General features: G+C 71.7%; 10 protein-coding genes. 6 read left to right on the top strand and 4 right to left on the bottom strand.

From position 1 onward, the window contains the following. The 3 genes from ACFY3L_RS45305 (at nt 1) to ACFY3L_RS45295 (ending at nt 4,727) form a co-directional block, all read left to right on the top strand. Nucleotides 1-2,034 carry an MFS transporter gene (locus ACFY3L_RS45305; RefSeq protein WP_389339474.1) on the top strand — a complete coding sequence of 678 codons (2,034 nt, stop codon included), beginning with the start codon at nt 1-3 and terminating at the stop codon, nt 2,032-2,034. Next, nucleotides 2,031-2,723, top strand: coding sequence for a futalosine hydrolase (locus ACFY3L_RS45300; RefSeq protein ID WP_389339472.1), 693 nt, complete (start codon nt 2,031-2,033; stop codon nt 2,721-2,723). Before ACFY3L_RS45305 ends, ACFY3L_RS45300 begins: the two co-directional genes overlap by 4 nt. Nucleotides 2,724-3,908: 1,185 nt before the next feature. Continuing rightward, entirely contained in the window at nt 3,909-4,727 is an 819-nt protein-coding gene (locus ACFY3L_RS45295; RefSeq protein WP_389339470.1) for a 1,4-dihydroxy-6-naphthoate synthase, read from the top strand. Nucleotides 4,728-4,765: 38 nt separating this feature from the next. On the opposite strand, the gene ACFY3L_RS45290 is transcribed toward ACFY3L_RS45295, so the two are convergent. After that, nucleotides 4,766-5,164, bottom strand: coding sequence for a cold-shock protein (locus tag ACFY3L_RS45290; protein WP_389339468.1), 399 nt, complete (start codon nt 5,162-5,164; stop codon nt 4,766-4,768). 50 nt (nt 5,165-5,214) lie between these two features. After that, nucleotides 5,215-5,853 carry an HAD family hydrolase gene (locus ACFY3L_RS45285; RefSeq protein WP_389339690.1) on the bottom strand — a complete coding sequence of 213 codons (639 nt, stop codon included), beginning with the start codon at nt 5,851-5,853 and terminating at the stop codon, nt 5,215-5,217. A 135-nt stretch (nt 5,854-5,988) separates the two neighbouring features. Between ACFY3L_RS45285 and ACFY3L_RS45280 the strand changes: the two genes are divergently transcribed. Together ACFY3L_RS45280 and ACFY3L_RS45275 are read left to right on the top strand one after the other, a co-directional pair. Then, nucleotides 5,989-7,620 (top strand): glycosyl hydrolase family 18 protein, encoded by a 1,632-nt coding sequence (locus tag ACFY3L_RS45280; protein WP_389339466.1) that lies wholly within the window; start codon nt 5,989-5,991, stop codon nt 7,618-7,620. Between the two features lie 77 nt (nt 7,621-7,697). Beyond that, on the top strand, nt 7,698-10,067 hold the full coding sequence (locus ACFY3L_RS45275) for a helicase-associated domain-containing protein (protein WP_389339464.1): 2,370 nt from the start codon (nt 7,698-7,700) through the stop codon (nt 10,065-10,067). 47 nt (nt 10,068-10,114) lie between these two features. On the opposite strand, the gene ACFY3L_RS45270 is transcribed toward ACFY3L_RS45275, so the two are convergent. Both ACFY3L_RS45270 and ACFY3L_RS45265 read right to left on the bottom strand, forming a co-directional pair. After that, nucleotides 10,115-10,366 carry a hypothetical protein gene (locus tag ACFY3L_RS45270; RefSeq protein WP_389339462.1) on the bottom strand — a complete coding sequence of 84 codons (252 nt, stop codon included), beginning with the start codon at nt 10,364-10,366 and terminating at the stop codon, nt 10,115-10,117. A gap of 44 nt (nt 10,367-10,410) precedes the next feature. Next, nucleotides 10,411-10,605, bottom strand: coding sequence for a hypothetical protein (locus ACFY3L_RS45265; protein ID WP_389339460.1), 195 nt, complete (start codon nt 10,603-10,605; stop codon nt 10,411-10,413). A 294-nt stretch (nt 10,606-10,899) separates the two neighbouring features. Between ACFY3L_RS45265 and ACFY3L_RS45260 the strand changes: the two genes are divergently transcribed. After that, nucleotides 10,900-12,543, top strand: coding sequence for a DNA repair helicase XPB (locus tag ACFY3L_RS45260; RefSeq protein WP_389339458.1), 1,644 nt, complete (start codon nt 10,900-10,902; stop codon nt 12,541-12,543). Nucleotides 12,544-13,035: the final 492 nt, after the last annotated feature.

Genomic DNA, 13,035 nt, shown 5'->3' with positions numbered 1-13,035 from the left:
ATGTCGGTGATTCGAGGTGTGGCGCAGACCGTGGTGACGACCGCGCGGGCAGCACGGGTCGCCACCGTCGGCGGCGCCAAGGCCGGCCGCTTCGTGGGGCGCAACCTGCTGCGCGTCCGCCAGAAGGGCGCCGGCGGCGAGACCGGCATGCTCCGCCTGCTCGACCTGCACGCGACCTCCTGCGCCGGCGACACCCTCGTCGCGCTCGGGCTCGCCGGCACCATCTTCTTCTCCGTCCCGGCGGGTCAGGCCCGCGACCGGGTCGCGCTGTACCTGATCGTGACGATGCTGCCGTTCGCGCTGCTGGCGCCGATCGTCGGGCCGGTGCTCGACCGGTTCCGCCACGGCCGCCGCTATGCGCTCGCCGTCACGATGCTCGGGCGGGCCTTCCTCGCCGTCCTGATCTCCGAGCACCTCACCGGCTGGGCGCTCTATCCGGCCGCGTTCGGCATGCTCGTGCTGTCCCGGGCCTATGGTGTGGCCCGCAGCGCCGCGGTCCCCCGCGTGCTGCCCAAGGGGCTCGGCCTGTCCGAGGCCGGCGCCCGCGCCTCCGTCTACGGCACGTTCGCGGGCGCTCTGGTGCTGCCCATCGGCCTGGTAGCAGCCCAGTTCGGCCCCCAGTGGCCGCTGCGGCTGTCGATCATCGTGTTCTTCTACGGGATGGTCACCTCCCTGCGGCTGCCGCCGCGCGCCGACTCCGACCCGCCCGAGCAGGTCCCGCGCGTCCTGCAGCGGCCGAGCCACCGCGGCGCGAAGGTGCTCGCCGGCCAGGTCGTCATCAGCGCCCTGATCGGCAGCGCGATCCTGCGCGCGCTCTATGGGTTCCTGACGCTGTTCCTGGCGTTCGCGATCAAGGAGCGTTCGCTGCCGGTCGGCCTCGGCCCGTGGCAGCTGTCCGAACAGGTGGCGGTCGTGGTCGTGGCCGGCGCGCTCGGCGTGGGCTCGTTCCTGGCCACCGCCGTGGGCACCCGTCTGCGCATCCATCGGCCCGCGCTGCTGCAGGCGGTCGGCATCGCCCTGACGGCGTTCGTGGCGCTGATCGCCGCCGACCGCGGCTCGCTCGGCGCGGTCGCCCTGCTGTGCCTGGTCACGGCCATCGCCAGCGGCCTGGCCAAGCTCGCCGTCGACGCCTCAATCCAGGAGCGCGCCGACGAGCAGGTGAGGGCCAGCGCCTTCGCCCATTCCGAGACGCTGCTCATGGTGGCCTGGGTCCTGGGCGGCGCCGTCGGGCTCATCCCGTTCACCGGCGGCTGGGGCATGATCGTGGCCGCCGTGTTCATGACGCTCGGCGCGGTCAGGGCCGTCTGGTCGGCGGTCGCCCTGCGCAAGGAACGCCTGCGCGGCGCCCCTCTCGACCACGACGAGCAGCCCACGGACCCTGTCGCCGCCGGCGGACCCGGTGCGGCGGGCGCCGGCTCCAGTTCCGGCGGCTCGGGCCCGGGCGGCGGGGCGGGCGGTTCCGGCGGCGGGGCGGGCGGTTCCGGCGGCGGATCCGGGCCCGGCCAGCGGGGCGGCTCCGATGCCACCACCGTGCCCCGGCCTGCCGGCGCCAGTTCGGCACCGGGCGGCGGGACAGGTGGCGCGACACGTGGCTCCGGCGGTTCCGGGGCAGGCGGCGGTGCTGGTGTCGGGGCTGGTTCTGGGGCTGGGGCTGGGGCGACCCGGCGGATGCCGTTCCAGTCCCGCACGAGCGACGAGACCCAGACCGTCGATCAGCGTGCCGGGGGCGACGGCTCCCGCCGCCGGTTCGGATGGCGCCGCCGCTCGGCCGACCCCGCGAGCACCCCGGCCGGCACCGGCCCAGCTGCCGGCTCCGGCACAGGCGCGGGCCCGGGTGCCGGCTCCGGCTCACCGGCACGGGGCGACTCCCCGGCGGGTGGTCCGGTCGGGCCGCGCCGGCCCACCGATGCGACGCGGCGCATGCCCGCCGTCGACGTTGACGACGAGACGGCGCCGCTCGCACCCCCGGGCTACACGCTGTACCGGCCCTCCGGCATCGACTCGACCAGGTCCCTGGAGGATGACGACCGATGAGACCGTTTCTGGGACACGACCGCGCGCTGATCGTCACCGCTGTCGAGGTCGAGCGGGCCGAGGTGCTCGCCGGCCTCGGCATCACCGACCCGCAGCCCGACGACCTCGAGTCCGGCGCCCCGATCGTCGTCGTCGCCGCCGGGGTCGGTCCCGCCGCCGCGGCGGCCGTGACCGCCCAGTTCACGACGACCGCCGTCAACGACGGCCGGCCCTTCGGCGTGGTCATCTCCGCCGGGATCGCCGGCGGCTTCGCCGGGCGCGTCGAGATCGGCGGCCTCGTCGTGGCCACGGAGAGCATCGCCGCCGACCTGGGCGCCGCCGGCACCGACGGCTTCGAGAGCGTCGACGACCTCGGCTTCGGCACCGCCCGCTACGACGCCGACCCGGCCCTGCTCCGCACCCTGCGTCAGGCCCTCCCCGAGGCGGTCGGCGGCCCCGTCCTCACCGTCTCGACGGTCACCGGCACGGCCGAGACCAAGGAGGCTATCCAGAAGCGCCACCCCGACGCCGTCGCCGAGGCCATGGAGGGCTTCGGCGTCGCCACCGCCGCCCGCCTCTGGCCAGGCACCGCCTTCGGCGAGATCCGCACCGTCTCCAACGCCGTCGGCCCTCGCGACCGAGCCGCCTGGCGCATCCCCCAAGCCCTCGAAACCCTCCGCGAAGCCTTCGCAACCCTCGCCCGCCGCTGACCCCCGCACCACCCACAGCCCAGACCCGATCACGCCACACCATACCCCGCCACGCCTCGGCCACCCGACGTCGCCGAGGCCGCGAAGGACCTCAGCGCCACCGTTCCTCCCTGGCCAGGTACCACTTCGCCGCCGCCCAGCTCTGGCCACGCACTCCATCGGTGCCACCGTCCGCCTCTGGCCGGGCACCACCTTCGGCGAGACCCGCACCGTCTCCAACATCGTCGGCCCTCGCGACCGAGCCGCCTGGCGCATCCCCAAGCCTCGAACCCCCTCCGCGAAGCCGTCACAACCCTCGCCGCCGCTAACCCGCACCACCAGCCCAGACCCGAACACGCCACCCCACACCCACCACACCCCGTCGACCACCCGACGCCGTCGCCGAGGCCGCGAAGGACCTCAGCGCCACCGTCCCCCTCTGACCAGGCACCACCTTCGCCGCCGCCCAGCTCTGGCCAGGCACTCCATCGGTGCCACTGCCGCCTCTGGCCGGGCACCGCCTTCGGCGAGACCCGCACCGTCTCCCAACATCGTCGGCCCTCGCGACCGAGCCGCCCAGCGCATCCCCCAAGCCCTCGAAACCCTCCGCGAAGCCGTCACAGCCCCGCCGGCCGCCAACCCGCACCACCCACGCCTCCTCGGCTGCCCCGACGCCGGTCAGCGCAGCCCGGTCTCCGCTGCCAGCGCCGCTGAACCCGGTCGCTGCCAGCGCAGCCATGCCTCTGCCGCCAGTGCGGGTAGGGCCTCTGCCGCCAGTACAGTCGGAGCCCGCTGCCAACCTGCGTGGCCAGGCTCCGCAGCCGCCGGCAACGGGTCATCCCTGCCGCGATGGCGTGCGAACCCGCTCCTGCCCGGTCCGCCATCTCCAGCTCGCTGCTGTGCTGCGCGCCGCCCGTCGATACCGCGAACGGCGCCGCGTTGGTGGCATGGCGCCGGGGCCGGCCGCGGGTGGCAGGTGACTCCGTGGCCGCGGTGATGTCGCCCACTCTTCACCGCGGATGATCAATGGCGCCGCGGCCGCCAGTACATCGCCGCCTGGCGCACATCGTCGGCCGGTAGCCGACGAGCACCACGGCACCCTTGCCCGAGCGGGGGATTCACGGGTGTCGACTGCGTAGTAAGGGTCACACTGGGCGTTTCGCGACTCGTCGTGCGGCAGGGACGAACGGCGTTAGATTCGGGGTTGTGACGCTCTCGCTCGCCTTCTCGCCGTGCCCCAACGACACGTTCGTCTTCCATGCGCTCGCGCATGGGCTGGTGCCGGGGGCGCCCGCGTTCGACGTGACGTATGCCGATGTCGACGTCACCAACACCGCCGCCGAGCGGGGTGAGTTCGACCTGGTCAAGGTCAGCTACGCGGCGCTGCCGTGGCTGCTCGACAAGTACACGCTGCTGCCGTGCGGCGGGGCGCTCGGCCGGGGGTGCGGGCCGCTGGTGCTGGTGAAGGACCAGGCGATCACCAGCCTGGAGGGCAGGACGGTGGCGGTGCCGGGCGACCGGACCACCGCGTACCTGCTGATGCGCCTGTGGTCGGCCGGGGCGCCGCCGAAGAGCGTTGAGATCGTGCCGTTCGCGGAGATCATGCCGGCGGTGGCCAAGGGCCAGTTCGACGCGGGACTGGTGATCCACGAGGCGCGGTTCACGTTCCAGCGACACGGCCTGCACGCGCTCGCCGACCTCGGCGAGTGGTGGGAGGGTGACACGGGGCTGCCGATCCCGCTCGGGGCGATCATCGCGCACCGCGACCGCGTCGACCCGGAGCAGGCGACCGCGTGGATCAAGGAGTCGGTGCGACAGGCGTGGGCCGACCCGGCCCGCAGCCGTGACTACGTGCTGGCGCACGCCCAGGAGATGGAGCAGTCGGTCGTCGACCAGCACATCAACCTGTACGTCAACGAGTTCACCTCGTCGCTCGGCCCGGATGGCCACGCAGCCGTCGACGCTCTGCTGAGCAGGGCCGCCGCCGAGGGGCTGGTCCCAGCCACACCCCTCGTCGGCGCCTGAACAGGCAACAGAACGGCAGCAGAAACGGCAGCGGCGACCTAGACTTCCAGCTCCCGCGCCACGAGGTGCACCGCCTCGGCGACGGTCCTCGCGGTCTTGCGGTCGGGGTAGCGCCCTCGCCGCAGGTCGGGCTGGATCTTCGCCTCGAGGACCTTGATCATGTCCTCGATCAGGCCGTGCAGCTCGTCCGGCTGGCGGCGGCTGGCGACGGCACGGGCCTCGGTCACGGAGGGCGGCGCGTCGACGAACTTGACGTGCATCGCCTGGGCGCCCTTGCGGCTATCGACCACCCCGAACTCGACCCGCTGGCCGGTCTTCAACTCACCCGCACCCGTCGGCAGTGCCGCCTTGTGCACGAAGACGTCGCCGCCGTCGTCGCTGGTGAGGAACCCGAAACCCTTCTCCTGGTCGTACCACTTCACTCGACCCGTCGGCACGCTGTCCTGCTCCCCAGTGATTGACCCGTCCCACCCACAACACCTCAAGGCTAGTCACCGCTTCCCGGTCGGCCAACCGAGATCACGCCCCTGAGAAACGGTGGGAACGCGTGCAGGTCGGCGGCCACGGCCGTCGCGCCCGCGGCCTGCAGCTCCGCGGCAGAGCAGGGTCCGGTGGTCACGCCCAGGACGGGCACGCCGGCCAGGACGCCGGCCTGCATGTCAGCGACATGATCGCCGACGTACGCCGTCGCACCCACCGCCTTCAGTACCGACGACTTCTCCGCGGCGAAGACGTCACCGTGCACCTCGTCGACCGGAATGTCCAGATGCGCGAGATGCAGTGAGGCGAGCCTGCCGAGCTTCGAGGTGATCACCACGACTCGGCCTCCGGCTGCGCGCACCGCCGCGAGGGCAGCCAGCGCACCGGGCAGGACCAGCGCCGGGGCGATCGCGTGCTGCTCGTACAAACTCCGGTAAATACTGACAGCCTCCTCAACCGACTCCGGCGGGAACCATTCGGATATTTCCGTCCTGAGCGGTGGTCCGAGGCGGGACACCGCGAGATCGGCGTCGACATGAACGCCAGTACGCGCCGTAAGCGCGCGATACGCAGCTGCAATCCCCGGCCGAGTGTCGAGGAGCGTCATGTCAAGGTCAAAGCCAATGACAACCGGTTGTTGAGACACCCTTAAGGATGCCCAGGTCACGATAGGTAGGCCATCGAAATACCCACCGGTCACCAGTTGACGAGGTGAGACTTCGGCCACTAACGTCTCCAACACTTTTAGGAAAGTTTCCTAAAGGATCATCCAGGAGACGCGATGAAACGATCCGTCCGCAACGGCCTCATCGTCGCCGCCGCGCTGGCAGTGGCCGGGGCCGTCGTCCCAATCGTCACCACTACCGCCAACGCCGCCGGCAACCTCAGCGCAACGTTCACGGTCGACCAGGACTGGGGCAGCGGCTGGGGCGCCACGTACAAGATCACCAACGGCACCTCAAGCGCCATCAACGGATGGACTCTCGAGTTTGACCTGCCCACGGGCGGTCAGATCACCAGCTTCTGGGACGCCGACGTCGTGCGTACCGGTCAGCACTACGTGGCGAAGAACAAGTCGTGGGCCTCGACGCTCGCCGCCGGCGCCAGCTTCAGCTGGGGCATGAACGGCAGCGGCGCGAAGCCGCCGACCAACTGCAAGATCAACGGCGTGGCCTGTAGCGGTGGCACCCCCACCACCAACCCGCCGACCACGACGCCGCCGACCTCCAAGCCGCCGACGTCGAACCCGCCCACCTCGAACCCCCCGACCTCCAACCCGCCGACCTCGAACCCCCCGAGCGGCCAGAAGGTCGTCGGCTACTTCGCGGAGTGGGGCGTCTACGGCCGCAACTACCACGTGAAGAACATCGACACGAGCGGCTCGGCGGCGAAGCTGACGCACATCCTCTACGCGTTCGGCAACACCACCGGCGGCCAGTGCTCCATCGGTGACAGCTACGCCGACTACGACAAGGCGTACACGGCGGCCGACTCGGTCGACGGCGTCGCGGACACCTGGGACCAGCCGCTGCGCGGCAGCTTCAACCAGCTGAAGAAGCTCAAGGCCAAGTACCCGCACCTGAAGGTGATCTGGTCGTTCGGCGGTTGGACCTGGTCCGGTGGCTTCACGCAGGCCGCCGCGAACCCGACCGCGTTCGCGAACTCCTGCTACAACCTGATCAACGACCCGCGTTGGGCCGGCGTCTTCGACGGCATCGACATCGACTGGGAGTACCCGAACGCCTGTGGCCTGCAGTGCGACGCCAGTGGCCCGGCCGCGTTCAAGAACGTGATCTCGGCGCTGCGCGCCAAGTTCGGCACCAGCAAGCTGATCACCGCGGCCATCACGGCTGACGGCAGCAACGGCGGCAAGATCGACGCCGCGGACTACGCCGGTGCGGTCGGCAGCCTCGACTGGTTCATGCCGATGACCTACGACTACTTCGGTGCCTTCAACGCGCAGGGCCCGACCGCCCCGCACTCGCCGCTGAGCTGCTACTCGGGCATCCCGCAGGCCGGCTTCTGCTCCGAGGCCGCGATCGCCAAGCTGAAGTCGAAGGGCGTGCCGTCCAACAAGCTGCTGCTCGGCGTCGGCTTCTACGGCCGCGGCTGGACCGGCGTCACCCAGGCCGCCCCCGGCGGCACCGCCACGGGCGCCGCGCCCGGCACGTACGAGGCGGGCATCGAGGACTACAAGGTCCTGAAGAACACCTGCCCGGCCACCGGCACCGTCGGCGGCACCGCGTACGCCAAGTGCGGCAGCAACTGGTGGAGCTACGACACCCCGGCCACCATCGCCGGCAAGATGAGCTACGCCAAGCAGCAGGGCCTCGGCGGCTCCTTCTTCTGGGAGCTCTCGGGCGACACCACCAACGGTGAACTGATCACCGCGGTGAGCAACGGTCTGAAGTAAACAACCCCTTCGAAAGAGGGCGGGGCCGTCGGCCCCGCCCTCTTTTGTCATACGGGGCGGTTAGCGTATGAGGTGAGATGACTACCTCGCTCGCAGACCATTTCCGCGCCCTGCCCGACGACGGGCTGATGGCGCTCATCCGGTTGCGCCCGGATCTGGTCATCCCACCGCCGTCGGACTTCTCGGCGCTGGCACACCGCGCCCAGTCCAGGGTGGCGGTGGCCCGGGCCCTCGACGGGCTCGACACGTTCACCCTCGAGATCCTCGACGCGCTGCGGTACACCCGCGTCGGCCACACCACGTCCACCGAGGCCGTCCTGACGCTCACCGCCGCTTCCGGCGTCGAGGCCGCCAGGGTGCGCAGCGCGATCGACCTACTCCTGCAGCACGGCATCGTCTTCGGGCACGACAGCGCGCTGCGCATCGTCGGCGCCGTCGACGAGGTCTGCTCGCCCTATCCGGCGGGGCTCGGCCGGCCCGCCGCCGAGCTCGACCCACTCGCCGGCGCCCTGGTCGCCGACGCCGCGAGGCTGCGCCGCACGCTGCTCGCCGCGCCGCCCGCCGCCCGCGCGGTGCTCGACCGGCTCGCCGCCGGCCCGCCCGTCGGCACCGTCACCCCGGCCAGCCTGCGCTCCGACCCCGACTCCCCCATCCGCTGGCTGGTCGAGCAGCACCTGCTGGTCGCCGTCAGCCGGGACGCCGTCGAGCTGCCCGTCGAGGTGTCGCTCGTCCTGCGCCGCGACGGCGGCCCCCTCGGCCAGCTGCATCCCGATCCGCCGCAGGTCGACACGCCGACCCGCGACGCCGCCCAGCTCGACCGCGCCGGTGCGGGCCAGGTCCTGGAGCTGGTGCGCAATCTCGAGGCGCTGATCGAGGCGATCAACGCCGACCCGCCGTCGGTGCTGCGCTCCGGCGGCATGGGCGTGCGCGAGCTGCGCCGCTTCGCCAAGCTCGTCGGCGTCGACGAGCAGGCCGCCGCCCTCATGGTCGAGCTCGCCGCCGCTGCGGGCCTGCTCGGCGAGGAGATCATCGACAACAAGCGGGTCGAGAGCGTCTTCCTGCCGACCGTCGCCTATGACGTGTGGCGGGCGTGCGGGATCGCCGCCCGCTGGCACCGCGTCGCCATCACCTGGCTGACGATGACCCGCGCCCCGTCGCTGATCGGCCAGCGCGACGACCGCGACCGCCCGTTCAACGCGCTCGCGCCCGAGCTGTCCCGCCCCGGCGCCCCCGCCCAGCGCCGCGCCGCGCTGCAGGTCCTGGCCGAGCTGCCGCCGGGTGCCACCATCGCCCCGTCCGACGTGGTCGAGCTGCTGTCGTGGCGCACCCCGCGCCGGGTCTCCCGCACCGCCGCCGCGGTGGTGGAGGCCAATCTCGCCGAGGCCGCCCTCCTCGGCCTGATCGGCTATGACGGCCTCACCGGCTATGGCCGGCTTCTCCTCGACGAGGTCACGTCGGGCAGCGTCGACACCGACGACCCGCTCGGCCTCAACGCCCCCGACGGCACGGCGCTCACCGGCTCCGCCGCCCTGCTCGACACGCTCCTGCCCGCCCCGGTCGACCACGTCCTGCTGCAGGCCGACCTGTCCGTCATCGTCCCCGGCCCGCCGGAGCCGACCCTCGCCGGCGAGCTGGAGCTCCTCGGCGTGCAGGAGTCTGCGAGCGTCTTCCGCATCACCGCCGACTCGGTCCGCCGCAGCCTCGACGCCGGTTACAGCGCCGCCGACCTGCACGCGCTCCTCGCCCGCCGGTCCCGCACCCCCGTCCCGCAGACCCTCACCTACCTCATCGACGACATAGCCCGCCGCCACGGCGGCATGCGCATCGGCTCCGCCAACTCCTATGTCCGCAGCGACGACGAGTCCCTGATCGCCGAGGTCCTCGCCGACCGCCGCCTCCAGCCGCTGACGCTGCGCAGACTCGCGCCGACCGTCCTCGCCAGCCGCCACACACCCGCGAGGCTCCTGGAGGCCCTCCGCGACGCCGGCTACCCGCCCGTGCAGGAGGACTCGACCGGCGCCGCCGTCCTCACCCGCCCGAAGGCCCGCCGCGGCCCACCCCGCCCCAGCTGGGCACACCGCGGCATCGAGGACCCGGCCGCCGCGGCCCGCCTCTCCACCCCGCGCCTCGCCGGCGTCATCGAGCAGATCCGCAGGGGCGACGCCGCCGCCAGGGTCGCCCGCCGTGCCCCGGTGACCGTCCGCGCCGACGGCGCCACCACGGCCTCCCACACCGAGGCGCTGGAGATCCTCCAGCAGGCGCTGCGCGACAAGACCCGCGTCTGGGTCGGCTATGTCGACTCACACGGCGCCACCGCGTCCCGCCTCGTCAGGCCCGTCTCCATGGGCGGCGGCTACCTGCGCGCCGAGGACGAGCGGACCGAGATGCTGCACACGTTCGCCCTCCACCGCATCACCGCCGCCGCGCCGGAGGAGGGCTCCGTGTAGCCGGTCCTTCATGGCTCCGGTCCCCCGGCCACCGCCAACGTGGCGCGTCAGCCGCGGCCGGTGGAGTCCGTTGCGCGGGCGGCGCCGATGATGGAGACGATCAGCAGGATCACGGCCAGGCTGCCGACCGTCTCGCCGATCGCGTCGGTGAGCGGGCTGCCGAGCACGAGCCACGAGACCAGGAACCACGTCAGGCCCAGGACGGTGACCGTACCGACGCCGCACAACGCCAACAAGGAGAAGCCAGACCGGGCGTCATCGCCGACGGCCGATGCTTGCGTGCCCTCCAGGTCGGTCACCTTCCACAGCGTACCGACTCATCGCCCACTGTCACGGTTTGACATCAACCGCGACGGATGGAGCCGACCACCGAGACGACGAGCAGGAGGACGAGGATCGCGCCGAGTGACTCGCTGACAGCGGTCGCCACATCGGTGTGCGCCACCTGGGAAGACAGCAGGAACCAGCCGACGGCCACCGCCACCGCGGCGAACCCGCCGAACGTCAGGGCAGCCCTGTCACCCAACCGCCGGCCCACACCGACCAGTCTAGGAGGTGAAGCGGACGCCGCACCCACCCCCGATCACTGACCGGAAGGCAGCGGTCGCCAGCCCCCGCGACCACACCGCCGTCTTCCGATCCGAACGCGGACGTCCGGCTCCACCACCGACTTGCGGGCACTGCAGTGACGAGACAGCGACGGAGGCGAATCTGATCGCATCCATCGCGTGGCCGTCATAAGCACAGACGCAATCTGACCCCCGGAAGGTTGCAGCGTTTCCAATCCTCCCACATATCGGGAACTGTCAGAGGTGCGTGCGACACTGGTGCGGTGCCCGAAGGTCCATTGATCGTCCAGTCCGACAAGACCCTGCTGCTTGAGGTCGACCACCCCGACGCGCTCGCGTGCCGGATGGCGATCGCGCCGTTCGCCGAGCTGGAGCGCTCGCCGGAGCACGTGCACACCTATCGTCTGACGCCGCTCGGCCTGTGGAATGCGCGTGCCGCCGGGCACGACGCCGAGGGGGTCGTCGACGCGCTGCTGCGGTTCTCCCGCTATCCGGTGCCGCACGCGCTGCTCGTCGACATCGCCGAGACGATGGACCGCTATGGCCGGCTCCAGCTGCTCAACGACCCCGTGCACGGCCTCGTGCTGCACGGCCTAGACCGGGCGGTGCTGATCGAGGTCGCGAAGAGCAAGAAGCTCGCCGGCATGCTCGGCGCCAACATCGACGCCGACACCGTCATCGTGCACGGGTCTGAGCGCGGGCGCCTCAAGCAGGCGCTGCTGAAGCTGGGCTGGCCGGCGGAGGACCTCGCGGGCTATGTCGACGGCGAGGCCCACCAGATCGACCTCGCGGAGGACGGCTGGGTTCTGCGCTCCTACCAGCGCGAGGCGGTCGACTCGTTCTGGGCCGGCGGCTCCGGCGTCGTCGTCCTTCCCTGCGGTGCCGGCAAGACGCTCGTCGGCGCGGCCGCGATGGCCGAGGCCAAGGCGACCACCCTGATCCTGGTCACCAACACGGTCGCCGGCCGGCAATGGAAGCGCGAGCTGATCGCGCGGACCAGCCTGACGGAGGAGGAGATCGGCGAATACTCCGGCGACCGCAAGGAGATCCGCCCGGTCACGATCGCCACGTATCAGGTGCTGACCACCCGCCGCGGTGGTGTGTTCCCGCACCTGGACCTGTTCGGCGCCCGCGACTGGGGCCTCATCGTCTATGACGAGGTCCACCTGCTGCCCGCCCCGATCTTCCGGTTCACCGCCGACCTGCAGGCCAGGCGCCGCCTCGGCCTGACCGCCACCCTCGTCCGCGAGGACGGCCGGGAGGGCGACGTGTTCTCCCTGATCGGCCCGAAGCGCTACGACGCACCGTGGAAGGACATCGAGGCGCAGGGCTGGATCGCCCCGGCTGAATGCGTCGAGGTCCGCGTCACGCTGACCGATGCCGAGCGGATGGCCTATGCGGTCGCCGAGCCCGAGGAGCGCTACCGGGTCGCCGCCACCGCCCGCACCAAGCTGCCCGTGGTCCGTGCCCTCGTCGAGCGCCACAAGGGCGAGCAGATCCTGGTCATCGGCGGCTACATCGACCAGCTGCACCAGCTGGGCGAGTTCCTGGAAGCACCGATCGTGCAGGGCTCGACCACCAACAAGGAGCGCGAGCGCCTCTTCGACGCGTTCCGCACCGGCGAGCTCAAGACTCTCGTCATCTCCCGCGTCGGCAACTTCTCGATCGACCTGCCCGAAGCCGCCGTGGCGATCCAGGTCTCCGGCAGCTTCGGCTCCCGCCAGGAAGAAGCCCAACGCCTCGGCCGAGTCCTGCGCCCGAAGGCCGACAAGCGCCAGGCCCACTTCTACACGGTCGTCGCCCGCGACACGATCGACACCGAGTACGCCGCCCACCGCCAGCGCTTCCTGGCCGAGCAGGGCTACGCGTACACCATCACCGACGCCGACGACGTCTTAGCCCCGTAGCCGCTACCTCCCCGATTCCGACAATCAGCGACCCCGCCTCCTAACCTCACCGCCCAGGTCCCGCCCCATCTCCGACCCCGCCCCTACCGGCCTCGTGGCAGCCTGGCCCGTGGGGCTGGTAAGCGGCGGCCCGGCTCGAACTGGCCGGCTCGAACTGACTGGCTCGAACCGGTCCGGCTGGTCTGCACCGGGTGAAGCGGCGGCCGTTCAGGCTGCACCGCTGAACCAAGTCCGCACCGGCCCGGCGTCAGGGCACTCGAACCGACGGCGCCGCGCTCGAACTGGCACGCCCAACCGGCTCGCCACTCACGGCGAGGCCGTCGACAGCCGACTCGATCCGGACCAGGTCGGACCAGGTCGGACCAGGTCGGACCAGGTCGGACCAGGTCGGACCGGCGGACTGGTCGGACCGGGTCGGACGAGGCAAACCAACGGACCAGCCGAAGCAGGTCCGACCAGGCAAACCAACGGACCAGACGAAGCAGGTCGGAC

The organism is Dactylosporangium sp. NPDC000521, assembly GCF_042898305.1.
Taxonomy (GTDB): domain Bacteria; phylum Actinomycetota; class Actinomycetes; order Mycobacteriales; family Micromonosporaceae; genus Dactylosporangium.
The sequence above is the reverse complement of the archived record's forward strand: the minus strand, read 5'-3'. Positions and strand labels throughout refer to the sequence as shown.

Excerpts from the sequence above, each read along its gene's own strand:
- ACFY3L_RS45275 (WP_389339464.1), top strand. The coding sequence starts at position 7,698 with ATGACTACCTCGCTCGCAGACCATTTCCGCGCCCTGCCCGACGACGGG.
- ACFY3L_RS45305 (WP_389339474.1), top strand. The coding sequence starts at position 1 with ATGTCGGTGATTCGAGGTGTGGCGCAGACCGTGGTGACGACCGCGCGG.
- ACFY3L_RS45280 (WP_389339466.1), top strand. The coding sequence starts at position 5,989 with ATGAAACGATCCGTCCGCAACGGCCTCATCGTCGCCGCCGCGCTGGCA.
- ACFY3L_RS45300 (WP_389339472.1), top strand. The coding sequence starts at position 2,031 with ATGAGACCGTTTCTGGGACACGACCGCGCGCTGATCGTCACCGCTGTC.